At 56.8% G+C, this 23,853-nt stretch carries 22 protein-coding genes; 7 read left to right on the top strand and 15 right to left on the bottom strand.

The window, feature by feature from the left end; genetic code table 11:
* Complete coding sequence (locus tag DD236_RS10680; RefSeq protein ID WP_109094391.1) at positions 1–2,385, bottom strand: MMPL family transporter; 2,385 nt, start codon at positions 2,383–2,385, stop codon at positions 1–3.
* A gap of 82 nt (positions 2,386–2,467) precedes the next feature.
* Here DD236_RS10680 and DD236_RS10675 point away from each other — a divergent pair, with 82 nt between their 5' ends.
* On the top strand, positions 2,468–3,064 hold the full coding sequence (locus tag DD236_RS10675) for a TetR/AcrR family transcriptional regulator (RefSeq protein WP_207785800.1): 597 nt from the start codon (positions 2,468–2,470) through the stop codon (positions 3,062–3,064).
* Here the strand turns inward: DD236_RS10675 and DD236_RS10670 are convergent.
* The 3 genes from DD236_RS10670 to DD236_RS10660 are packed head-to-tail and all read right to left on the bottom strand — an operon-like array spanning position 3,024 to position 5,107.
* On the bottom strand, positions 3,024–3,515 hold the full coding sequence (locus DD236_RS10670) for a glutathione peroxidase (RefSeq protein ID WP_109094389.1): 492 nt from the start codon (positions 3,513–3,515) through the stop codon (positions 3,024–3,026). The two genes, DD236_RS10675 and DD236_RS10670, sit on opposite strands and share 41 nt — an antisense overlap.
* 19 nt (positions 3,516–3,534) lie before the next feature.
* Positions 3,535–4,257, bottom strand: a complete 723-nt coding sequence (locus DD236_RS10665) for a M50 family metallopeptidase (protein ID WP_109094388.1) — start codon at positions 4,255–4,257, stop codon at positions 3,535–3,537.
* A 55-nt stretch (positions 4,258–4,312) separates the two neighbouring features.
* The gene (locus tag DD236_RS10660; protein ID WP_109094387.1) at positions 4,313–5,107 is read right to left on the bottom strand and encodes a siderophore-interacting protein; all 795 of its coding nucleotides are present in this window, start codon (positions 5,105–5,107) and stop codon (positions 4,313–4,315) included.
* A 151-nt stretch (positions 5,108–5,258) separates the two neighbouring features.
* On the opposite strand from DD236_RS10660, the gene DD236_RS10655 reads away from it, so the two are divergent.
* Positions 5,259–6,113 carry a class II fructose-bisphosphate aldolase gene (locus DD236_RS10655; RefSeq protein WP_109094386.1) on the top strand — a complete coding sequence of 285 codons (855 nt, stop codon included), beginning with the start codon at positions 5,259–5,261 and terminating at the stop codon, positions 6,111–6,113.
* A gap of 64 nt (positions 6,114–6,177) precedes the next feature.
* Positions 6,178–6,912: a GntR family transcriptional regulator gene (locus DD236_RS10650; RefSeq protein ID WP_109094513.1), complete on the top strand. Its 735-nt coding sequence runs from the start codon at positions 6,178–6,180 to the stop codon at positions 6,910–6,912.
* Here DD236_RS10650 and DD236_RS10645 read toward each other — a convergent pair.
* The 4 genes from DD236_RS10645 to DD236_RS10630 all read right to left on the bottom strand — a co-directional run bounded on the left by DD236_RS10645 (position 6,884) and on the right by DD236_RS10630 (position 10,009).
* Complete coding sequence (locus tag DD236_RS10645) at positions 6,884–7,390, bottom strand: GNAT family N-acetyltransferase (RefSeq protein WP_109094385.1); 507 nt, start codon at positions 7,388–7,390, stop codon at positions 6,884–6,886. The two genes, DD236_RS10650 and DD236_RS10645, sit on opposite strands and share 29 nt — an antisense overlap.
* An 89-nt stretch (positions 7,391–7,479) precedes the next feature.
* Positions 7,480–8,658: a carbohydrate-binding domain-containing protein gene (locus DD236_RS10640; protein WP_109094384.1), complete on the bottom strand. Its 1,179-nt coding sequence runs from the start codon at positions 8,656–8,658 to the stop codon at positions 7,480–7,482.
* 75 nt (positions 8,659–8,733) lie between these two features.
* Positions 8,734–9,411 (bottom strand): hypothetical protein, encoded by a 678-nt coding sequence (locus DD236_RS10635; RefSeq protein ID WP_109094383.1) that lies wholly within the window; start codon positions 9,409–9,411, stop codon positions 8,734–8,736.
* Positions 9,412–9,460: 49 nt separating this feature from the next.
* On the bottom strand, positions 9,461–10,009 hold the full coding sequence (locus DD236_RS10630; protein ID WP_109094382.1) for a TetR/AcrR family transcriptional regulator: 549 nt from the start codon (positions 10,007–10,009) through the stop codon (positions 9,461–9,463).
* Between the two features lie 94 nt (positions 10,010–10,103).
* On the opposite strand from DD236_RS10630, the gene DD236_RS10625 reads away from it, so the two are divergent.
* Both DD236_RS10625 and DD236_RS10620 read left to right on the top strand, forming a co-directional pair.
* Positions 10,104–10,592, top strand: coding sequence for a DoxX family protein (locus DD236_RS10625; RefSeq protein WP_109094381.1), 489 nt, complete (start codon positions 10,104–10,106; stop codon positions 10,590–10,592).
* Positions 10,593–10,672: 80 nt separating this feature from the next.
* Positions 10,673–11,212 carry a type 1 glutamine amidotransferase domain-containing protein gene (locus tag DD236_RS10620; RefSeq protein ID WP_109094380.1) on the top strand — a complete coding sequence of 180 codons (540 nt, stop codon included), beginning with the start codon at positions 10,673–10,675 and terminating at the stop codon, positions 11,210–11,212.
* Positions 11,213–11,221: 9 nt separating this feature from the next.
* Here the strand turns inward: DD236_RS10620 and DD236_RS10615 are convergent, their stop codons facing one another.
* Positions 11,222–12,679, bottom strand: coding sequence for a catalase (locus DD236_RS10615; RefSeq protein WP_109094379.1), 1,458 nt, complete (start codon positions 12,677–12,679; stop codon positions 11,222–11,224).
* A gap of 368 nt (positions 12,680–13,047) precedes the next feature.
* Between DD236_RS10615 and DD236_RS10610 the strand changes: the two genes are divergently transcribed.
* Positions 13,048–14,151 carry a baeRF3 domain-containing protein gene (locus DD236_RS10610; RefSeq protein WP_109094378.1) on the top strand — a complete coding sequence of 368 codons (1,104 nt, stop codon included), beginning with the start codon at positions 13,048–13,050 and terminating at the stop codon, positions 14,149–14,151.
* Between the two features lie 75 nt (positions 14,152–14,226).
* On the opposite strand, the gene DD236_RS10605 is transcribed toward DD236_RS10610, so the two are convergent.
* Positions 14,227–14,679, bottom strand: coding sequence for a GNAT family N-acetyltransferase (locus tag DD236_RS10605; protein ID WP_207785798.1), 453 nt, complete (start codon positions 14,677–14,679; stop codon positions 14,227–14,229).
* Between the two features lie 298 nt (positions 14,680–14,977).
* On the opposite strand from DD236_RS10605, the gene DD236_RS10600 reads away from it, so the two are divergent.
* Entirely contained in the window at positions 14,978–15,397 is a 420-nt protein-coding gene (locus DD236_RS10600; RefSeq protein ID WP_109094377.1) for a hypothetical protein, read from the top strand.
* A 193-nt stretch (positions 15,398–15,590) separates the two neighbouring features.
* On the opposite strand, the gene DD236_RS12380 is transcribed toward DD236_RS10600, so the two are convergent.
* The 5 genes from DD236_RS12380 to DD236_RS10580 all read right to left on the bottom strand — a co-directional run bounded on the left by DD236_RS12380 (position 15,591) and on the right by DD236_RS10580 (position 23,809).
* The gene (locus tag DD236_RS12380) at positions 15,591–15,719 is read right to left on the bottom strand and encodes a hypothetical protein (protein WP_279322965.1); all 129 of its coding nucleotides are present in this window, start codon (positions 15,717–15,719) and stop codon (positions 15,591–15,593) included.
* A gap of 387 nt (positions 15,720–16,106) precedes the next feature.
* Complete coding sequence (locus tag DD236_RS10595) at positions 16,107–17,717, bottom strand: DUF6119 family protein (protein WP_109094376.1); 1,611 nt, start codon at positions 17,715–17,717, stop codon at positions 16,107–16,109.
* A 10-nt stretch (positions 17,718–17,727) separates the two neighbouring features.
* Positions 17,728–21,063 carry a type I restriction endonuclease subunit R gene (locus DD236_RS10590; RefSeq protein ID WP_109094375.1) on the bottom strand — a complete coding sequence of 1,112 codons (3,336 nt, stop codon included), beginning with the start codon at positions 21,061–21,063 and terminating at the stop codon, positions 17,728–17,730.
* Positions 21,060–22,262: a restriction endonuclease subunit S gene (locus DD236_RS10585; protein WP_109094374.1), complete on the bottom strand. Its 1,203-nt coding sequence runs from the start codon at positions 22,260–22,262 to the stop codon at positions 21,060–21,062. The genes DD236_RS10590 and DD236_RS10585 overlap by 4 nt, the downstream gene beginning before the upstream one ends.
* Positions 22,259–23,809 (bottom strand): class I SAM-dependent DNA methyltransferase, encoded by a 1,551-nt coding sequence (locus DD236_RS10580; protein WP_165819901.1) that lies wholly within the window; start codon positions 23,807–23,809, stop codon positions 22,259–22,261. Before DD236_RS10580 ends, DD236_RS10585 begins: the two co-directional genes overlap by 4 nt.
* Between the last annotated feature and the right edge of the window lie 44 nt (positions 23,810–23,853).

Raw genomic sequence — 23,853 nt, 5'->3', positions numbered from 1 at the left:
CTAGACGTTGAGGGTTCCGGATAGATCGTTACCTTCGAGCTGGGAGCCCTCAACATCCACGTGCGGCAGAATACGGTCAAGCCACCGCGGCAGCCACCAAGCAGACTCACCGAGCAAGCTCATCGCCGCTGGCATGATCCACATACGCACTACGAAGGCGTCCAGCAGCACGCCAACCGCTAAGCCTAGACCGATGGATTTAATCATCGAGTCATCCGAGGCCACGAAGCTGGCGAACACGCAGATCATGATGAGGGCCGCGGCCGTGACAACTCTACGGCCGGACCGGTAGCCGGTGGACACTGCCACCTTGGCCGGTGAACCTTCCACGTACGCTTCGCGCATTCCCGTGGCTAAGAAGAGCTGGTAGTCCATCGCGAGGCCGAACAGGATCCCTACCAGAATGATCGGCAGGAAGCACAGCAGCGGCGCCGGGTTGGACACGCCAAAGATGGCCGAGAGCCAGCCCCACTGGAACACTGCGGTGATCACACCGTAGGTGGCAAACAGGGAGAGCACGAATCCGAGCGTTGCCACAAGCGGCACGAGCAGCGAGCGGAACACCACGATCATGATAATAACCGAGAGGCCCACAACCACCGCGAGATAGAGAGGCAGTGCATCCGAAAGCCCCTGTGCGATATCGATGTTGATGGCGGCCTGCCCGGCAACTCCAAGCTCATACTGGCCATCTACCGCGGGCAGATCACGGAGGTTATGGACAAGATCGGCCGTCGATTCATCATTCGGCCCACCCGCGGGCAGAACCTGGAAGGCCGTGAGCTGGCCGTCCTCAGAGGTAGCGACCGGCGCTACGGCCACAACACCGTCCTGTTCATAGAGAACCTTAGCGATGGACAACTGGGTGTCCAGCATCTCTGCATCATCCAAGCCCTCCGGAAGATCTGCGGTAACCACCAGTGCGGAGTTCGCTCCCGCTCCGAACTGCTCCTCAGTGACGGTGTAGGCACGGTGGGCCGTCGAATCCTCGGGCTGTGAATCGCCCGCAGGCAACCCCAGCCGCATGGAGAGTGCCGGGATCGCAATCACGGCAAGTACTACGATGCCAACGAGCGTGCGGAGAACCGCCTTAACGGTGGGAATGGGGCGCGCAGGCGAGCTCTTGCGCGGTTCGGCCGTACCATCACGCCTAGCAGCGAGCTTCGCCCGAGCCTTCTTGCCCAGGATGCGCTCGCCCACGAGCCCCAGCAGAGCCGGGGTTGCCGTTACGGCGAGCAGGGCGGCAATCAGGACGCTGAACGCGCCCACGCTTCCCATAAGCCCGAGGAACGGAATACCCGTCACGTTTAGAGCAAGGAGCGCCACGATCACAGTTGCGGCCGCGAAGATGACGGCCGTTCCCGCGGTGCCGTTAGCCAACCCGATCGAATCGCGCACGTCCTTACCCGCCATGAGCTGGCGGCGATGCCTGTTAAGAATGAAGAGCGAGTAGTCGATGCCCACGGCAAGGCCGAGCATCACACCAAACACGGGAGTCACAGACGTCATCTGAATTGTTCCGGAGAGGGAAAGCGCGGCGAGCGTTCCGACCCCCACACCGGTCACGGCGGTGACAATCGGGAATGTGGCAGCCAACCACGATCCAAGCACCACGATGAGTACGATCCCCGCGGCAACAACGCCAATGACCTCATTGATTCCGAAGATCTCCGGGATCCCCTGAGCGATCTCATTCGAAACATCGGCCTGAACACCCTCAACGGCGTGTTCGTCCAAATAATCGATGAGCGCATCCTTGGACTCGCTAGGCAGGTCCATCAGCGATTCGTCGAATGACAAGTTGACGATGGCAGCGGATCCATCCGAGGAGACCACGTGGTAGCCCTCCGCCATGCCAAGAAGCTCCTCGCCTACCTCCAACTGGTGGGTTTGGGCATCTAGCTGAAATTGGGCTTCATCGAGCTCATCCGTGGGATAACCGGCCGCTTCAAGTTGCTCGCGCTGGGCATCGATTTCCGCCTGTCCCTCGGCAATCTGGGAAGCACCTTGCTCCATTAGCCCGGCTTGAGCGGTCCGTGTTTTTTCGGTGGAGAACGGATCCACCACGGAGGCCACATTCGGCAGCTCTTCGATCCCAGTTACAACCTCGCTGATCTCTGCCTGCTGTTCGTCGCTTAGCGCCTCGCCATCAGAACTGTGGAAGACCACCGTTCCCGAGGCGCCACTGAAGTCGGGAAGCTTCTCCTCAAGTTCTGCCACGATGTCTCCGGATGCGGTATCCGGAATGTCAAAACTATCGACTAGCCCCTTAAACCCAACCGCGAATGCTCCGCCTGCTGCGGCAAGGAGCACGAGCCATGTAGCAAGGACTGCCCACGCTCGCTTTGCAGAGAATCGTCCCAATCGGTAGAGCAGTCGCGCCATGATAAGTCGGCTTTCTAATCGTGCGGTGTTGCCTCCCAATCGTAAGACGCACCGTCTCGTCTATGCAATGTAGGATATGAGAATGAGGACACGAAGCGGTCCCGTCCGCAACGAAAACACGCACCAAGCAATTCTGGAAGCCACCGCAATGCTGTTTGCCCGTGAAGGCTATGACAGGTTGACTATTGAGGGCATCGCTCACGAAGCTCACGTTGGGAAGCAGACCATCTACCGCTGGTGGAGTTCCAAAGGCGATCTTGTGGCTGAGTGCTTAGTTGCTGGGATGCTGCTACCCGACCGTCTGACGCTTCCCGACACGGGCGAAATTCGTGAGGATCTGCGCCAATGGCTCACGGAGATCTTCCGGATCATCGCCGAACCGGAAACGGAGGGGATGCTCCGTTCCCTTATCTCTGGTGCGGCGGAAAACCCGCAAATAGGCTCTCGGATTCGCGAAAGCCTTATCGGCACGGATTCTGTGACCGGACGCCTTGAGGCAGGCATCGGTCAAGGACAGAACCTGTATGAGGGCGCTCCCTTTGACGAGATAGCCGAGGCACTAATCGGGGCCGTGGTACTGCGGGCCCTCAGCCGCACTCCACCCTCGGAGGAGGACGCCATTCGCCTCATCGATGCAGTTATTGGGCCGGAGCTACCCATTCCTCAATCGCAGCGATAACGGCGGGATCATCCGGCTTGGTGGTGGGACGGAAGCGCTTGATGCGGCCGTCCGGATGGACGAGGAACTTCTCAAAGTTCCACTTGATCCTGCCCGCCTTGCCAGAGGCATCCTCCGCCTGAGTGAGCTCCTTGTAGAGCGGGTGAGCGCCAGAGCCATTTACCTTGACTCGCTCCGTCATCGGGAACGTCACTCCCCAAGTAGCCGAGCAGTACTGCGCGATATCCTCAGCATTCTTGTGCTCCTGATGGAACTGGTTGGACGGCACCCCGATCACGGTGAAGTTTCGCTCGCCATATGTGCGCTGCAGCTGTTCTAACTGCTCGTATTGCGGAGCGAGCCCACAGCGGGAAGCCACATTCACCACGAGAGCCACCTTGCCATCGGCGATCTGGCCAAAGGTTGTGGGCTCTTCTGCCAACGTGTTGATAGCTATGTTGTTTAAAGTCATTTCGGTCTCCTTTGTTCACCTACGATACAACGCCTTGAATCACCGGAATTAGTTCGCCAGCTGCCCACCAGGACGCCAGTCCGATCGGCACAAGCATCAACAGATTCCAGAAGAACGTTGGCAGCGGTGTGATACGCGCCAACTGGGCGGGATCTGACTGACGGCCACCGCTCATCACCACAGATCCAAATTGCCGCCATGCCCCCACCAACAGGATGATTCCCACAGCTGAGACCACAGTGGCCGAAAGCTCGGGATCGTTCGTCCACCACACCCACCCGGTTCCAACCAGCAGAAGGAGCAGGATAACCACCGTATAGCCGGATTTCGACCGAATGAGTGCCACAACCATCAGGACAAAAGCGATCACCAAAACAAGTCCTGCCCGCCCGCTCAGTGCCGCAAAGAGGATTGCGCCGCCCACGATCGCAGGCATGGGATAACCCGCATACATCGTAAGAATTAGCCCAATGCCCCGGGACTTCCCGGTTGTCAGCGTGTGCCCGGACATATCCGAGTTCACCACAAAGCCGGTGAAGGAACGCCCGCAGGCCACACCTACCACCGCGTGGCCGAGTTCATGAACCACAGTGACAATCTGGCGTAGGTGCCGCCAGATAAAGGGCACCATCACAATCACTGCTGCCGCCACGATTCCCGTCAGGAGCCACGGGCTATCGGGAACAACAAAACCGCGGACGCTGTCCTCTAGCCGAGTTGCAAACTCGCGCCATAAATCCATGCTGTGATTATCTCAGCTGGCGCTGGGAGTTGGCTCGGTAACGATGTCGCGAGCCCTAATCCGCGCGCCAGTACCCAACGAAACTGATCCGGCTCTTCGGAACGCCCGCCCGGACCAAATGGCGCCGTCCCTCGGTGGCAAGCTTGCGCTCCCCCACCACATAGGCAAAAAGCGACTCGGGATTCTGCGGGGTAAATTCGCACAGCTGGTAGAGGGCGAGGCTACCAGCCGGAATGGAGTGATCGTCGCGCGTGATCCACCGCACCTCAACTCCCTCCGGCCCTTCGGCCGCTTGGACGTCCCCATCCTCTGGTATCTCGATCAGCGCCAACCCAACGGCATCGGCCGGAAGGTCGCGCAGAATCCCAAGAATGGCTGGCAGCGCCGATTCGTCCCCAGCCAGCAGATAGAAATCACATGCCTCTGGAAGATCAAAACCGCATCCCTGATCAACCAGGGCAATCTGCTCACCGGCGCTGGCCTGCTGAGCCCACGCCCCTGCCGCACCTTCGTCCCCGTGAGCCACGAAATCGATGTCCATCTCTCCTGACTCCGGACGATGGTTGCGCACGGTGTAGTTGCGCATGATTGGCCGGGTCTCAGACTTCGACTGGGCGATGTACTTCATGTAGGAGCCGGTAGCTAGGCGCGAAGGTATCTGAGAAAAGTCGGTTGGTCCATCAAGGCGCGGTACGAACAGGCGGAACCAGTGGTCAAACCCCCGGCGGGGTAACTTCCCCATGTCGGGACCGGCCACAGTTACTCGAACCATGTTGGGCGTCACCCGCTCGGACCGGACAACTTCCGCGGTATACAGGCCGCTTCCCTTTCGTGCTTCCTTGAATCCCATTTCCGCTCCTAGCATTTAAGTAAGGCACACCTTACATAAATCTCACGCCCAACCTCAACCGCTCCTTTATCTGTATAGACATCTAGTCAAAAGGGCGTGTAATCTATATCAAGAACTCGGTGCCATGGACGTCATATCGAAGGAGAACAGGATGCTCATCAGCCTCAAGGAAGCGCTCGCATACGGCGAAGAAAACAATTGCGGGATTGCCGCGATTAACACCCCCACCTTTGAAATGCTCGTAGCAGCCATCAACGTTGCAGAACGTTTCGATGTTCCCCTCATCCTCGCGCACGCCGAAGTGCATGATCCGGTGAACTCGATCGAAAATATCGGCTCAGCGATGGTGGCACTGGCCAAGCGATCCAGCGCGAAGCTGGTGGTGCACGTAGATCACGGCGAATCAATCGAATTTATCAAGCGTGGGTTCGAAGTTGGCTTCAACTCGGCGATGTACGATGGCTCCCGGCTGCCCTACGAAGAGAATCTGGCGATCACGAAAGAAGCCGTGAAACTAGCCAAGCAGTATGGCGCTAACGTTGAGGCAGAACTTGGCGTCATGCCAGGGCGCGAGGACGGCAAGGACTCCACCACAGGGATCGGTGATCGCGCGCTCTACACAGATCCGCAGCTCGCCGCGGACTTCGTTTCACGTACGGGCGTAGATGCTCTGGCTTGCTCATTTGGCACGGTCCATGGTCTGTACAAGGCCGAGCCAAAGCTGGACTACGATCTGATCGTCGAGCTCCGCAAGGCCACCGGCGTGCCCATCGTGATGCACGGTGGTTCCGGACTTGCCACCGAAGAATACCGTTCCTGCATCTCGCGCGGCGTTCAGAAGATCAATTACTACACATACGCGGATAAGGCCGCACTCGAAGGCGTCAAGAAGTTCCTAGCCGACGAACCGGACACGTACGTGATGGCACCTGTAACGGTGGCGGCTCAGGAAGCTGTGGAGCGCGACCTCAGCGAATTGGTCAAGTGCCTCTACAACAAGAACTAAGCTTGAAGCTGCTAAACGTTCTCAAATAAATCTGGATCACTCTAAAGAATGGGAGATCGCCGTGGTGTCTGACCCAACGCGCACCTTCGCACCTCGATACTTCGAGATCGCTCAGGCGCTCCGCGCCAGGGCGGGAAAGCTCCACCCGCACGACTCCCTGCCGAGTGACGCCGAGCTATGTTCGGAGTTCGGAGTCAGCCGGATGACTGCCCGTGCGGCTGTCCAAGAGCTTGTGAACGATGGACTCGTGTATCGGGAACCCGGACGAGGAACGTTCGTGTCTCCGCCGGTTGTGGACAGGCAACTTTCCAACCTTCTAGGCTTCAACGCCGAGATGCGGGCAAAGGGGCTTGCCCCGTCCTCGGTGCTTATTTCTGCGGAGATCGCTCCCGGCACCAAAACGCAGCTTCAAATGCTGTACTTGGAGCCGGGGAGCGAGGTGCTAAACATCCTGCGCCTGCGTAAGGCAGACGATGTTCCCCTCGTGCTGGATCTCAACACTCTCCCGGCAAAATTCGCAGGGGTCTTGGAGACCGACCTAGACACGGGTTCGCTTCACTCAGCACTGATAGCTGAGGGAGCGGTCCCGAGCCAAGGAACATCCACTATTACGGCCGAGGGAGCCACTCAGACCGATGCCAAGCATCTTGGTCTCGATGCCAGCTCTCCCTTAGTTGTGGAGCGCCGCCTGATCCGCGACCCCCACGGCACCCCGATCGAATGGACGGAGAGCCGGTACGTTCCCGAGCGTTACAGCATTACCGCCCAGTTCACTGTGGAGCTTCCTCCTCAAGGATGAGCTGGAGAAACACCAAGTCCAGCCACGCCCCGAATTTGCTACCCACCTCTTTAAGAAGCCCCACGCGCTCGAACCCCAGCTTCTCATGTAGGGCGATCGATCCGGTATTGGACGCCTCGATTGCAGCCACTATGACGTGCTTACCGTGGGTGCGGGCGTGATCAATCAAGGCGGCCATGAGAGCCTGACCAACGCCCTTACCCCGCTGCCCCTCGCGGATGTAAACCGAGTTCTCCACCGTTTGACGGTATCCATCAAAGTCCCGATACGGCCCGTAGCTGGCGTAGCCAAGCACGGTATCGCCTTCCACCGCCACAAACACTGGAAGGTCCGCACTGCGATGATCTTCGATCCATTGGGCACGGTTGGCAACGCCCACCGCTCTCTCATTCCAGATCGCGCGTCCGTTGAGCACAGCATCGTTGTAGATGGCAGTGATTCCGCGGGAATCCTCAGCTACTGCATCCCTGATCTCCACGTGTTCTCCTTGAGAAGACTCCGATAGGTTCGCATTAACTATAGGGAACGAGAGGCGGCGGGCAACAATATCTCACGCCACCAGATGAATCAGAAGCCTCCGGGGCCTCCGCCTTGACCACCTTCGCCGCCACCCATCTGCATGGACTCGGTAATCTCAGTGACTTCCTCGCCGTTCACGGTAACGGTACCGCCGTTCAGCTCCGCCGTTCCTTCAAAATCAAAGGCAAACTGTGCGGTGATATCCACCGTTCCACCGTTGATCGTCAGATCGCCGTTGCTATCGAGAGCATCCGTATCGCCCTCTGCCATCGTGATGGACAGGTTCCCATCGTTGATCGTGATGGACAATCCGTCAGTAATGATGTCCGAGGCCGAGGCGTTGATCCCATCATCCGTGGCATAAATCGTGATGTCCCCGCCGTCAATCGTGACCACTGGCGCCTCGATTCCTTCCACCGATTCTTCGATGTTGATCGTCCCGCCGCTGATATTGAGTTCCTGCTCAGCCTTAATCGCGTCATCACCCGAGGTGATCGTAATGTCGCCGCCCGTGATGGAGAGGACACCCTCACCCAGATCCGTATCGTTGGATGCCTTCATGCCGTCTCCGGCCGCATCGATCGTGATAGTCGCGTCCCCGATCACAAGGGAATCCTTGCCACGGATGCCATCGTCCGCGCTAGTCACGTTGATCGTCCCCGATTCGATTGTCAGATCATCCTTGCCCACGATGCCATCGGCGAAGTTCGCGGTGACGTCCAGCGTGCCGGTGCCGGTGATGATCAGATCGTCCGAGGAATAGATGGCTCCATCAATCTCTTCATCCGATCGCGTTGAAGCGTCCGAGACCGTGTTGGTGGTTCCGTCCGCCAGCTCGAGCACCGTGAGTTCGGCGTTATCCACCTGAATGGCGGCTCCATCCGAGCTTTCGATCGTTGCACCGTTCAAGATGATTCGCACATTACCATCGGTGTTCACCGTGACCTGGCCAGTTGTACTACCCGACAGGATGTAAGTGCCCGCTTCCGTAATATCCAGACCATCATCGGTGAGCGTCACCTCCGTGGTTTGCAAGCTGTCCCAGTCCACATCCCTGCTAGTTGAGCTGGAATCCGAGGAGGCAACCTCGGCCGTGCTAGAAGTTTGCGAAGTCGTGGCCGATTCCACTGTCGTGTCCACGCTAGAGGTAGCCCCCGTTGCGGCGCATCCGCCTAGGAACACCCCCACCGCCAGTACAGCCGGAGCAAGTTTCTTGAAGCGTCCCATTGTGTTCCTTTCGTTGGAGGACTTCTTAACTACAAGAAGATTCAACTAACCCCGGCTGTGTTCAAACTGTGCGGGCTATAAGGAATTCACATGAGTTTTTCGAGGAGCGCGCCGGAGCGCTTTGCCGATATAGAGGAGGAGATAGCTAAGCACCATGTACACCACAACCATGACGCCCACCCAGAGCCACCAATCTCCTGACGTGGGGTCGAGGAAGTCATACATCGGGCGTCCAAAATAGTGCGCGTTCCAGGAGTAGAGCCAGAAATAGGGAACCAGCATCATTGCCCACGTCAGCGGCACGAACCAGCGCAGCCGAATCTGATTGCGTCCAGCGAAGAACCAGTCCAGTGCCATGAGAATCGGACAAACGATGTGCGCAATCTTGCCTGAAAGATCCGGATAATCGGCCCCTAACAACGTTGCGTAAACGATCCCGGTCAGCACCGTCATTGAGGCGGCCACGCCCCGGAACCAACCATAGTTCCCCTCTAGTCGATGCCGATACGTCCCGCGCGTAACAAACGGCCGAATCACTGAGCCAAGGCTGACGAGGAACATCATCACGGTGGAAAGCTCCGTGAAATACGAAATGTGCTTCACGAAATCGATCCATGAACTGGTGTCCGCCAGCATGAGCCAGGAGCCGTAGCCGGACGTTACCGTGAGCAGCAGCCGCCATATCCATGTTCCCCAGAGAATTGAGGCGGTTGCTGAGGGCAGTTTTATAGACGACGACGGTTCTTCAGTCACAACTCACTCCTTGTATCAGGCAATGCCTCACATACTTTAGTCGCGCGATTCATTCAAGCTGGTCTATATCCAAGTGCGCAGCTACACGCCTAGCTTCGGCAAGCGGATCAGCCACAGTGATCGCACCGCTTAGTACCAAGGTGGCAAAACCGTGCACGATAGACCAAGCGGCCCGGCTGGAGCTTTGGTCATCGGGTCCGTGGTCACGCGCGTCTCGAACGCCTGCCTCTAGCGCAGCTCGTGCGTGTTGCTGAGCCAGATTGAGGTCATCATCCCCATCCCGCAGCAGGCTGGGCTGGAACATCACCAAGAAATGTGAAGGATGGGTGAGCGCAAAATCCACATACGAAACACCCATATCCACAAGACCTTGGTGGGACGGCAAAGACACTGCTTTTGCGAGCAACTCAAAACCCTCTGCGGCAAGCGCTGTCAAGAGCCCAGCCTTGTCGCCAAAGTGATACGTCGGGGCAGCGTTGGACACATTGGCGTCTTTGGCGAGCGCACGAAGGCTTAGCTTCGCCACGCCCGATTGAGCGATCGATGCGGCGGCCGCGTCGAGCAGCGTACGGCGCAAGTCACCATGGTGATAAGTCATGAGGCCAACCTTACCAACAATCTTTTCATTGACAAGATTCTAACGATCTTGCAAACTTGACAATGACAAGTTACTAGCTGATCTGGAGGCTCCCATGGAACCACTCATTGCACTGATCGCCACGACACTCACGGTCCATTTCGTTGCTCGCTCTCGCGCTCCGAACTGGCGCCCGTGGCCGGTCGCGTTGCGCACAGGAGTCGCCTTCATGTTCATCATGACGGGCATCTCCCACTTCATCGGAAAACGCGAAGAACTCATCGCGATGGTTCCGCCAGCCTTGCCAGCTCCCGAGTTGTTAGTCACCGTCACAGGGATCCTCGAGCTCGCTGGCGCGGGGGCCCTATTGCTCTGGCCAGTTATGCGCCGGTGGGCCGCCGGTGGCCTAGCGTTGATGTTGATCGCGATGTACCCGGCCAACGTCCACAAAGCACTCTCTGGAGAAGACCTCCCGTGGAACGAGCTGCTCATCCCTCGCACAATTGTGCAACTCGTTTTTCTTGCAGCCGTCCTCATAGTGCTCGCGTACGAGAACCGAGCGAATTTCGTCGTCGTCGAAAAATATAACGACGACGGCGCCTAGCCCTTGTCCTTCCCCACTCAAACGCGTAGCGTCAAAGGACTTGGGGAAACTTCCCCAAAACGATGGAAAGGATGAAACGTATGACCAAGCACGCACTCATCATGACCTCGGATTTTGGCGTGGAGGAGCCGGAACTACTATCTCCGCGCGACGCCCTCACCCGGGCTGGCATTGATGTAACGGTAGCCTCTACAAGCGGCGAAACTATTCAGACCGTCAAGGGAGATAAAGAGCCCGCAAGCATCGTTCAGGCAGATACCGCAACTGGAGCGGTAAATGCGGACGATTACGATCTTGTGGTGATTCCCGGCGGAACAGTGAACGCCGATCACGTGCGCATGGATAAGGATGCACAGAAAATCGTTCAGGCCTTCGCGGCAAGCCACCGCCCCGTTGGAGCAATTTGTCACGGGCCATGGCTGCTAATTGATGCTGGCGTGGCGGAAGGTAAGACGCTCACGTCTTACGCATCCGTTCGCACCGATCTTGTCAACGCCGGGGCAAGCTGGGTTGACGAGCAGGTATTCCGGTGCCCGGGCAACGACTGGGTTTTGATAACCTCACGTAACCCGGGCGACCTAGAAGCCTTCAACGACGCGCTGATTAAAGAAATCAGCTAGGACCGCACGCTAGGCGTTGCGATAGGAATCCTCGATCTTCTGTCCCACCTGTGAATCGATGTTCTTCCAGTACTCGAACACGTGGGATAGAACGGGTTCCTCAACTCCATCTCGGAGCGCGCCTACCACCGTGTTCACCAGACGATCACGCTCAGCTTCGCTGTAGACGCCGCGGACTAGGCTATGTGCCTGTCCGAAATCGTCATCCTCAGCGTGAAGAGTGTAAGCGGCGCGGGTGAGTGTGCCGTCGGCCTCCCAGCCGTTCTCCTCGATCCCCTGCTCGTCTTGATAGCTACGGCCGTAGGAGTTTGGCGAGTAGACAGGAGCATCGCCCGAATGCTCGTACTGCATCGCGCCCTCTTTGTCGTAGGAGTTCACCGGGTTGATCGGCGCATTGACAGGGAGCTGGTTGTAGTTCGTGCCAACGCGATGGCGCTGGGCATCCGGGTAGGAGAACACGCGTGCCAGCAGCATCTTGTCCGGTGAAACGCCCGTGCCCGGAACCATGTTGGACGGGCTGAACGCCGCCTGCTCGATCTGAGCGAAATGGTTCGTGGGATTCTCATTGAGGGTGAGGCGGCCTACTTCTGTCAGCGGGTAGTCCTTGTGACTCCACGTCTTCGTCAGATCAAACGGGTTAAATCGGTAAGACTTCGCATCCTCGTAGGGCATGATCTGGACCTTGAGTGTCCAGCTCGGGAAATTGCCGCCCTTGATCGCGTCAAAGAGATCGCGGCGGTGGAAATCGGCATCCTCACCAGCCATCTGCGCGGCTTCCTCGTTCGTCATGTTCTCCACACCCTGATCCGTCAGGAAGTGGTACTTGACCCAAGAGCGCTCCCCCGCTTCGTTCACCCACATGTAGGTGTGGGAGGAATAGCCATTCATGTTGCGCCAAGTACGCGGCAGGCCACGATCCCCCATAAGATAAGCGACTTGGTGGGCGGTCTCGGGCGAGAGCGACCAGAAGTCCCACTGCATGTTCTGTGAGCGCAGGCCAGTGTCAGGCATACGCTTCTGGGAATGAATGAAATCAGGGAACTTCATAGGGTCACGCACGAAGAAGACCGGCGTGTTGTTACCCACCATGTCGAAGTTTCCTTCGTCAGTGTAGAACCGAGTAGAGAATCCGCGGACGTCGCGCCAGGTATCGGGTGAGCCGAGTTCACCCGCCACCGTGGAGAAACGAGTTAGCGTGCGGACTTTCGATCCCGGCTGGAGGAAGCTGGCCTTTGTGTAGGCCGAGACATCGCCGGTGACTTCGAATTCACCAAAGGCGCCAGAGCCCTTGGCATGTGGGCTGCGCTCAGGGACGCGCTCACGGTCAAAGCGGGCAAGCTTCTGAACCAGAGCCACGTCGTGGAGCATGAGCGGGCCATCGGGGCCAACGCTCAGCGAGTTGGCATCAGATTCGCGCGGCGCGCCACTCTCGGTTGTTGATGGGATTGCGGGATCGAACGTTGACATGCTGTCTCCTTTAAGGCAAAACGCTGTGTTCTTCCCTTTCACGGTATCCCGTATTGGGGCATTTCTCGAGTCTTTTCTGGAATCGTTCCAGACTAGTTTGACAAGGGCTACGTCCGGGGAAAATGGTGGATTGAGGCGATTTAGAGCGACTGAAGTAGTTGGTACGACGCCGTGATAAAGACGTATGTCGCAATCGGAACATGTTCGCTATGGGCGAACGTATCGGCCGCAGTTTTCTATGACTCGGAATTTCCTCACGTAGCTGAAGACACCCATAGTGTTAGCGCGGTCACAGAGCCGCTGATAAGATGGAGAGAAACCAGAGGCATTCCGCAAAGCGGCAACAAGCCGCCAGAAAGGTTGGCATCATGGCACGTAACTCACAGGGCATCGTAGATCCGCTGGACTTCACCTCAGTTCTGGAACAGAACAAGACCCCGGGAACGAAAATTACCTTCATCGTCCCCACCGATGTAACTGGCCAAAATGACGAGGTCTCAGTCCTCACCCTGAAGAACCAAGTCAAGGAAGCCAAGAGGAGGCTCGCGGAGCAAGGTATGAGGGAGGCCGAGATTGCAACATCCCTTAAACCTGTGACTGACTTGCTGGAAGATTCCTCTTATTGGCGGTTGCAGAGCCGCAGCCTCATCGTGTTTGTTGCGGCCGGATTCTTCCAGGCGGTGCGGCTGCCGATTGAGCTGGCCGAATCCCTGAGTATCGACGAGGATTTCAACATCCTGCCACTAGCTCCTGTGCTGGCGAGCGACCGCAAGCTCTACATTCTCGCGCTGGCCAAGAACTCCGTGCGACTTTTCGATTCAACCCGCAACGTTATCGAGGAACTGCCACTTGAGGACATCCCGGGGTCCTTCGATGAAGTAGTGGAGGAACGCCCCGAGCGCGTCATCGACGTGCGGGCAGGCTCCGCGGGCACCCAAGGAACACCGAGTTATCATGGCCCCGATGGCGACGTGGACAGGCAGATGACCGAAGAGTTCATCTACGCCGTGGGGCAGGCCGTGGGCGGCCGGCTAGGTAAGGCGAGGTCGCAGCTTCTCGTACTGGCGGCCGTTGAAGAGTATCTTCCCATCTTCAAGGAGTTCTGCCCCTACCCCGCGATCTTCGACCGAGTGATCGCCGGAAACCCCGAGCACGCGATTGCTGAGGACCTGCGGTCCAACGCTTGGCAGCTGGTCAACTCGTATGAGGAAGAGAAGGAGGCCGGTGAACTCGACAAGGCGGGGAGCCTTGCGCACGGAGGCAAGGGTTCCTTCGATCTGACTGAGATCGCGGAGGCGGCCAGTCAGGGGCGCGTGGACACGCTCTTCCTGCCGCGCGACACCGCGGGGATCGCTGGCGAGGATGCGCGCACCTTAGCCAACAGCGGCCTGCTCGGAACGCTCGGGACTGGCGGACGCGTGCGAACACTCGGCAAGATCGATTCCGAGGCGCTGGCGACGTTCCGGTACTAGCTTTTTGACCCGTGACGGCACCCTCACCGATCGCTGGCAAGCATCCCAAAGATGAGGGTGTCGGTCCACGCGCCCTTACTCCACCAGTCTTGGCGAAGATGCGCTTCCTGGCGCATCCATTCGTGCGCAGACGCGGTGGAGCTTGTAATGATCGAACGCGAGTTCCAGTACCGCACTCGCAGCTTCGCGCGCAAACCCGCGGCCGCCGAAACTAGGGTCCATCACCCAGCCGATCTCAGCGGTTCGATGGTCTGCACCTACAAGCCACAGCAATACACTCCCGATAGGTATTCCATCGTGTTCAATCACGAGAGCCAGCGCATGCGCTTCGCCGTTAAGGTCAGTCTGCGTCAGTCGCTCGGTCAGCTGCCGAGCCGCATCGTCCAAACTCCACGGTTCATCCAGCAGATATCGGGCGACGCCCTCTTGAGAATATATGCGGTGCAACCATACTGAATCGTCGGGCTCGTGGAGTCGAAGGCGCAGGCGCTCAGTCTTTAATGGAATCAAATGAACGGCATCCGGCATGCCCACAAACCTAACACAGCATCGATATTCGGCAGCCAGCCATCCTGCAGGCGCTGCAATCTTCAAGAACCATAACCTGATATGACTATTCCGCTGGCCCTGAATACTACAAAGTACCCCAATTACTCGAGCGAAGTGTACCAAGAAGGCAACAAAGCCAACGAGGAAATCAAGATCAACAGGTTGAACTACAATAGTCGAGTATGTTGAGCAAGCACTGGTTAAATTCCTTGCGAGAAATCAATCTGAACGGCGATCTCTCCTAAGGATTACCGCCTGTATAAAATGAGGAAGTCTAATGGCATGGTATGAAACTTTGGCTGCTGGTGCCGGTGCCGCACTTTTAGGTCTGGTATTCAAAAAGGTACGCGAGGAACAAGCTGAAACACGAAGACGGTTGGAATCTCCATTATGCTTTGATGATGGCATAACTCAGGAAGAATTCTCCCGGATCGTCCATAAGGCAGTTCAACGAGCCCCGCGAATCATAAAAGTCTCAATAGAAGGGATGGTCGTAACCTTCACGGTCGAATCGAACACGGGACTGTCCGTTTGGAATACGACAATTGACTTCAATGATTACGGACACCTGACAGGTAAATACTGGCTAAATACAGATAATCAACAGTCAGTGATTCCGCAGTCCATTGCTCGATGGATCCAAGAAGGCATCCACGAAGGGCTTCAGCCGTCAGTTAACGCAGATCAACGCGCCTGAGAAGCCACTCAAAATGAACTTGAGGTTGCTGCCATGGCCACGAGAATTCACTTGAACGAGAGCAGGTAATAGCAAACTCTTCTCCAAGTTGTTCGTATCGTCGGCGTCGCTGGAAGCCAAGCGGCCAGACACAGTGCTAAAGATGCCCGAGTCTTTCCATCAAAGGCATCTCAAATTGCAACATAACTATGTTCTACTTCTTCTTCTTTTGCTTCTCTAGCTTCTCTAGCTTCTCCATGTAGTTAGCCTTCTCATTGAGGCGCTTAGCCTCTGCTCTAAGCTCTCTCGGGGTCTTATTCTTTGCTCCTGGCGTCCTCGGCACGATTCCTCCTAGAATAGATAAATGATTTATTTATCATAATAACACGAGGAACGCCTGTACAACTGCGGATAAATTAGGTACCCGCAGACCACGAACGTCACGATGTTACGGTCACAATCATTAGCCAGCGCAATTCCAAGGCCCGAGCTGCTTCCCCATGCCAAGCACGAACACCCACAGGCCCCATTCTTACTGGGGAAGCCTCAGTCACATCATCACTGACCCCAAATTTGTCGAGCAAACGCCCTTTAAATGGCTCAAAGGAACGCAGGGAACGCTACGAGATTCTCTCGAGCATTTGGTTTCATCAAAATGATAACCGACCATAGATTCCGGAGACATCGCGGAACTCGCTGTGAAAAGGTCTCTCGAACGTGGACGATACAACTATTCCCCATCGACGATAGGGATTCTTGCAATCGCGACTGTGAACCCCATCGATGAGAGCTGTCTCCCCTGCTGCATAAGGTTCAATTTGCTGAAGAACGGTAACCAATCCCTACCCTTTCGCGTTGAGTTGGCAATGACTGCGAAGACAACGCTATATTGTGAACGGTTGACAAGCTCATCCGAACTAGGAACAAGCCGAAGCCAATCCGCCCGCGATTCAGGAGGGATCTCGGATTCAATCACCTCACGAAGTTGGCTGCGAAAAACTCCGTCATTGACGAACGTTGTAGCCGACACGCTCCCCTGCGCAAAGAGGTGGCTCAACGTAGCGGAGCGGGACTTTCTCTTGATATGAATCAAGTCCCCCTCAGTAGAGAAAACGTCGCAGAACTCTATTCCGCTACTAGCACCACCCGGCCTTTTGATCCGGGCATCAAACTTGAACAGGTGATCAGGAGAGCTGCTGGCAAAGCGAGCGTTGTAGTCGGCTTCGGCCTCACCTCGATAAGCTGGTGGGAGATCGAGATGGGAATCAACCAGATTGTTAGCAAACATATCTACCTCTTCGACCAGCGTAGAGCTGACAGCGAACCACCTGCCCTCGATTAAAACGTGAAGCCGATCATCGACGCGTTGCTCGGTGACGATACACTGATACAGGCTCCAGCGCTTGTCAAAGTTCCCCGAACGCCCAAACCGGACTGATACTGTACGCGACTTGAGTTTGGCGAGAGATATCAAACGACAGTCTTCACCCAAACAGTCGAGATACTCGTCAAGGTCCAAGTCGTCATAAACGCAGCCACTAGTACCCCCAATTTTGAAACCGTCGATGTCACCCCACTCGATTGTCTCTGGCATCGCAAGATGAGTGGAACCCGTTTCTCGTGAGCACAGTTGATCGATGAGTAGCTCGTTGAGTGATTGAATGATCGAAGGGTCGCGCACAAGCGACAACTGATCGATCCATCCAAATTCTGTCTTGTAGTCGTCCGCTGAGAATGCTTTCAATAGATCGTCGCATATTCTGGGGAGGTCAGCGGCAGAAGATTTGGTCCCCATCACCAATGAGTCTGCACCAGCGAGTCGCTTTGTCAACGACTGGTCCTGTGGCTCCCCTGTGACAGCACGAAGGATGTCTGTAGATACATCTACATTAAACGTGGGAAGTTCAGCACTCTTGCTAGCTTGGGTAGTGGTTGACACTACGACATCCTCAAACGTCTTGGTATCCAAACTCCGGATCTGGCGAGGGTCGATAAGGTTCAGCGCGACCCGTAGACCAAACTGATACTCGATCTTTGATAGGTCAAGCAAAGTACGCCCATAACCAAACGTCAATGCAAACATGCGGCCGCTAGTGTGCAGAAGTAGCAGCGCAGAGGCCGAAGACGTACTAAGACCTCCAAGGCTATCAGTCAGTATTGGCTGAACAAATCCCACCCATGCTGGCACTGCGTTCTGAGGCTTTATATAGAAGAACCTGCCATCTATACCGGTTGATTGGTCGAGCTCAACTACGGTGACATCCTTTTCCGGATCAAGCGCATCGTTAAACTCCTCGACCTCCTGCTGTAGGAGATAGAACGTAAGTCGCCGCGCCTTCATATCGTCCCCCTCACCTCTTCTTTGTCATTCGCCGGGGTCCATCCTGCAGTTCCCTCGCAACCATCGCTGCGAACGCCGGATCAGCATGAATCCGTGCCACAACATCATCGGCAACCTTATTCACGTCGAAAGATCCGTCGAACTCGATTCGCACCGGACTCGGATACACCGCATTAACTCTCGGCGCATACGCGCTCTCACCGTTGTCACCATAAGCCGTCAGCACGTGGTCAAACACGAGTTGAACCTTGCTCTGGAAAACGTCTGCCGTATATGGGTCCGGAAGAGCACGGTCGAGGACGCCCCGGATCGTACTGTTAACCTCGCTGACCACATCGGCCTTGCGATGCCAATCTTGCACGATTACCTCGTGTAGTCGCTCAAGTAGATCCTTGGCCCCCACCTTCACCCTCTCTAGCTCTTCGTCCGTGAGCACCGGATCGGGCTTGGTTAGCAGGTCAAGGATCGCCAGCTGCTCCTCTGTCAGTTCTTCGCGAGCCGCACGCTCTTCCTCTTCGCTGAGTGTCTGAGAAAGAGCCATCAAACGGCGCAGATACTCGTCTATATTGAGGCTCCCCGCGTTGTAATCCTCGATCAGTTTCTCGATTCGTTCAACAAGTTCGTACCGCGTGGGGTTGCGCGTAGACGCCCCGATGGCCTTCTGGCGAAGCAGCTGAGCGAACCGATCGGTCTCGGCGCGTTTCCGGCCAGCGATCTGGGCCGCCAGCCCGTCAAAGTCAATAAGCGACAAATCGATCAGAGGGTCAGGCCGTTCTCCCTCAACAGCCGCCCGGATCATATACTCATTTGCCCCAACGGACCGATCCAGAAGTGCATCGACCGAATCCGCAACCTCGGAAATGTCGGGCTTAACCGGCCGGGTAACCTCGATAATGCGCTGGTGGATCTCGCGAATCCCCGCGACAGTGCGCTGCTGGGCGGCGGCCCTTGGGTTCGGCAGCAGAGCTTTGAAAAGCTTCCGAACCTGCCGCGCTTTCACGATGAAGTCAGTACGCGTCTTCTCGTCCACGAGCAGAGCTTCCACGGCAGCATCCCGTTTGGCAATGTGCTCGAATCCCCCAGCATCCCGTATTTCCCCGAGGTCCACACCTAGGCCAGCACAAAACGCCGTAATGTCCCCAACAGCTCCATCCAGCTCCACCGCCAACTCATCAACGATCTCAATGGGAGAATCCCCCGCGTTCCCCGCCCCATAGATCGCGAGCGCCTTTTCTAGGTTCCGGAATACACCAACGTAATCGGCAATGAGGCCGTTTTCCTTCTCAGGAAATACCCGGTTGGCCCGCGCAATGGTCTGCATAAGCGTGTGGTTCTTCATCGGCCGGTCTAGGTAGATTGTTGACACGCTCGGGGCATCAAACCCCGTCATCCACATGGCGCACACGAAAACGATACGCAGAGGATCGCTGGGATCCTTGAACTTCTCGGCTAAGTCCTCGCGGTTCATCCTCTCCCGATGCGGCCGAATGTCGAGTCCCTGATCATCGAGCATCTTCAGCTCGTTCTGTCCTTGAGAGACCACCGCAGCCATGTCCGTGGTCTCCATCAACTCAATGCGGGATGCTAACCACGGGCGTTCCAACACGGGCAGGGCGTCGTGTTGTTTGCGCAAGTCCACTAAATACTCGGCCCATGCCTCTTGGACGTAGTCATACGTCCGCACGGCCGCCGCCTTGTCCAGCCCCACATACATCGCCTTACCGGAGAATCCGCGCCCCACGAAGTGCTGTACAAGATCCTTGGCAATAGTTCGCAATCTCTTGGGCCGCGTCAGCAGGGCGTATTGAGTCCCGAACTCTCGGGCAAGGGCACCCTCGGAATCCTCGTCCACTTCCGCCGCTTCGAGGAGTGAATTGAGTTCGTCGGAGAAACCCTCGTTTTCCAATTGGAGTTCGGGGATGCGGTTCTCGTAGTAGAGAGGAACGGTCGCACCATCTTCGATTGCGTCCCGAAAGTTGTAGACGCTGACGTAGTCACCGAACTGCTCCCGCGTTGCCTGCTCCTCACCCGCGATCAGAGGTGTACCGGTGAAGCCCATCATCGAGGCATTGGGTAGGGCGCGTCGCATATTCAGTGCGAGTGTATCGTATTGGCTGCGGTGGGCTTCGTCAGTTATAACGACGACGTCAGACCTATCCGACAACACCGGCATCTCTCGTTCACCTGCAGCCTTCGATGGCTGGAACTTCTGAATCAGCGTGAAGACGTATCGGTGGTCTGCCGCCAACAGTTCGCGCAGGTTCGCGATCGATTCGGCGTGCACCTTTGCCTCGGGCGGCACGGCACCCGCATCGGCGAACTCGCCATGGAGCTGCGTGTCCAATTCCGTACGGTCAGTAACCATCACGAATGTCCACTTACCCGGGATCTGCCTCAAGACTTTCTGCGTGAACCACAGCATCGAGAGGCTCTTACCCGAACCTTGGGTATGCCAGAACACCCCAAGCCGTTTGTCGTTCTCGGCACGAGCACGCTGCATATTGTGGATGGCCGCGTTAACACCGAGATACTGATGTGAGCGAGCGATGTTCTTGATCAGCCCGCCCGGACGCTCTAGGTAAGCAACAAAGTTCTCGAACAGGTCCAGCAAGATCGCCGGATCGCAGGTGCCTCGCAGCGCGGTTTCCAGGGAAATCGCGCCCCGATTACCGGCCGCATCGATAACTTTCCAATCGCTGAAGTAGTCCCACGGAGCAAACGTGGAGCCGATCTTTGCCTCGCTACCATTGGATAGCAAGACGAAACAATTTGGCACGAATAGCTGCGGGATTGTGTCGCGATAATCTGTCACGTTATCGTCGAAGGCCGCCTTGACGGGTTGGCTCGGTCCCTTCAGCTCCATCAACACCAGCGGGATTCCATTGACGAACAGTGCGACGTCAAGCCGCCGCGAATGGAGGGTTCCCTTCACCCACATTTGCTGAACCGCCAGCAGATCGTTGCTATGCGGATTCTTTAGGTCGAGGTAGCGGAGAGTTTCGAGGTGCTTATCGCCATTCTCGTCGGTCCATTCGGCGAGGTAGCCATCTCGCAGGAGGCCATACACCTCCCGGTTCGCTCGGACCCGATCCATGGCTGATCGATCCTTCGTAACAGCTTCGACAGCTTCGTCGATCAGAGAGTCAGGAATGTCCGGGGTATTGAGCCTGAGCATCGCTCGTTTTAGCCGATGGGTCAGCACAACATCGTGCTGGGAGTCGCGGCCCAGAGTTCCCTTGATGCCGAGTATCTCCCCAAATGCGTCAACCGTGCTCCACCCAAGCTGGGCGAGCAACTCCATGGTTGGGTTCTCTACGTACTTCGATTCAGGACCAATCGGTGTCATGCCATCCCCCGCTCCTTCACGAGTGCATCAAGATCCAGTGTAGAGACGTCTATCTTGCCTGTGACGAGTTTTGGGAGGAGCAAGTCGCGGATTGACGCAAGTCGATCACGCTGCTGCCGGAGAATATCAACATCGTCGAACAAAGGACGCACGCATGTTTCGAAGGCGAGATGCGTCTGTTTATCGGCGGTTACGATCTGCACTCCGCGCGCATCATTGATCGATACGAATGGCTGAGCCGAACCCCGTTTCGGCCAAATATCCGGATTCTTGGTCGCCAAATAGAGCCAGCTGGCATTCTGCTGAGGCTCATACGGAAGGATCTTGATCGTGTTCGCAATTGAAGACCAACGTCCAGACGCCCAGAAGGTCCTACCACACCGAGCCCCCACCGCCGACAGTACGACTCCAACACCATCCACTTCATAGTCTGGCAGGAAGCCATCGGGGCCCGCGGCACTGAAAGCGACGTTTCCGGTCGCTACATATGCAGCCTTAGTAGTCGTATTGCCACCGACGAGCTTTCCTAATTCTTCCAATCTCTGCACCTTCCACCCCTCGGGGATTGGGCCGAGTTCGGAGTCGACGAGCGAAACGTCTTCATGCCCGGGATAGCGGAACTTCACGAACCACTCGCGGTAGATGGTCCGAGCCATCTCCTCCAACACGGCAACTCGCCGCCGGTTGTTCTCGATCAGATCGTTAAAACTACACAGCACATCCGCAATCTTGTCCTGGCTTCGCCGATCAGGGAGCTTGATCTTCATTCTCTTGGCAGATCCGACGTTAAAATGTTGCTGAGCCGAACCTACGAGCTGCGACTTGACGACATTCGATCCGTAAGCCGAGTTGAAGAGTGCAGCAAGCAAATGCGGATTAAGCTCTTTGGACGGCGTAATAATGACGAGGTCAGCACAATTCGCTCCGTCCAGCTCCATAGGAATCACAGAAGCTGTGCCAGGGTAACCGGTTCTAATTACAACAACGTCACCCACCGAAAGTGAGGATTTGCGGAGCTTCGCGTTGAACTCATCCCCAATAAAGAACATACCCTCCGTATCGATGACGAAGGGCCGCACATTCTGCGATCGTAGAAATGGCACGCCACTATCAACGTATTGAGTAGCCATTGGACCTACGTGACCGACAGTAACTCTCTCACATAAGTCTCCCAGAACGACCTCCCGCCACTCGCTCATAGCCCGAGCACCCCTTGGACCGCGGCATCAACCTTCGTACGGAGCACTTCGGCTTCGTCGCTGAGGCTCGTGAACTCCTCATAGAGGGTGGAGAGTTTGGTGTGGAAGTCTTCGTCGTCGTCCTCAATAACAACGGAACCCACGTACCTGCCCGGGTTCAGGCTCCAACCCTGGGCCTCAATCTCCGCTCGAGTGGTGACCTTGCAGAGTCCCGGGACGTCCGCGTACATACCTTCCGGGAAGTTTTCCGTCATAAGGTCGCTGCTGCCGTCCGCGGTAGTGGCCTCCTCGCCACGGTAGAGCCGGACGATGTTGGCGAGGAACTCGATCTGCTCGGCCGTGAAATCGCGATGCGCGCGATCGATCTGCCGGTAGATGTTGCGGGCGTCGATGAACAGCACCGAATCTTCGCGAGGTGTGCCGATCTTCGCTTTGTCGAAGAACCAGAGTGTTACCGGCAGCGTGACCGTGTAGAAGAAGTTGGAGCTGACAGCAACCATGACATCAACGGCGCCGGACTCGATGATCTGTTTGCGGATCAGCTTCTCGGAGTTGCCCGCGTCCCCCGCGCTGTTCGCCATGACGAAGCCGGCGCGGCCCTTGGGCGCGAGGGCGGAGTAGAACTGTTCGATCCAGATGTAGTTGCCGTTATCTGACTTCGGGAGGCCGAACGGGTATCGCTTATCGCCCGCGAGAAGATCCTTCTTGATCTTGTCCACGTTGAAGGGCGGGTTTGCCATGACATAATCGAAGGCGCCAACTGAGCGGTGGGGATCCTCGTAGTAGCTGTTGGCCTGACGGATGTCTCCAGAGAGGCCGTGGAGGGCGAGGTTCATTTTGGTGAGGGGAACAGTTTCATCAGTCTTCTCGGCGCCGAAGACCGAGAGCTTGCGGGTGGCCGATTCGTGGTGGCGTTCAACGAACTTGGCGCACTGGACGAACATGCCACCTGAGCCGCACGCGGGATCGAACACACGGCCCTCGAAGGGTTGGAGGATCTCAACGATCAGACGGACGATCGAGTATGGGGTGAAGTACTCGCCACCGCCTTTGCCTTCTTGCGCGGCGAAGTGGGATAGGAAGTCCTCATAGATGAATCCGAACGCGTCTCCCCCAAGCTCGGCGGGAAGTGGAGCGAAGAGGCGAAGGAGCTCGACGAGGGTTGATGGCTCCAGCTTTTGGTAACCGCGGGGAAGGACGCCCTTGAGTTCGGGGTTAGACTCTTCAATCGCCTTAATGGCGTTATCTGCGGCTTTACCGATGTCCTCACCTTCTGGGAGGCCGACTAGGTAGGACAGGCGCGACTCTTTGGGCACGTAGAGCACGGACTTCGCTTTGTAATCCGCGATCGTGACGGGGTTGCGGGCGGAGGCGTTGGCCTCAACGGTGGCTCGGATCGATTCGAACCTGTTCTCGGCGTATGCGAGGAAGACTAGGCCAAGCACGGGATCACGGTATTGAGCGGCCGTCAGCTTCGAGTTCGCTCGCAGTTCATCAGCTGCGGCCCACAGCGTGGATCGGACCTCAGCAAGATTCTTGGTTCTCAAACGCGATTCCGTTCTGTGAGTGGGTTGCGCCTTCTGCGCGGTGA

This window comes from Ancrocorticia populi, assembly GCF_003123745.1.
Classification (GTDB): domain Bacteria; phylum Actinomycetota; class Actinomycetes; order Actinomycetales; family Actinomycetaceae; genus Ancrocorticia; species Ancrocorticia populi.
This window is presented reverse-complemented; position numbering and strand designations above follow the sequence as displayed.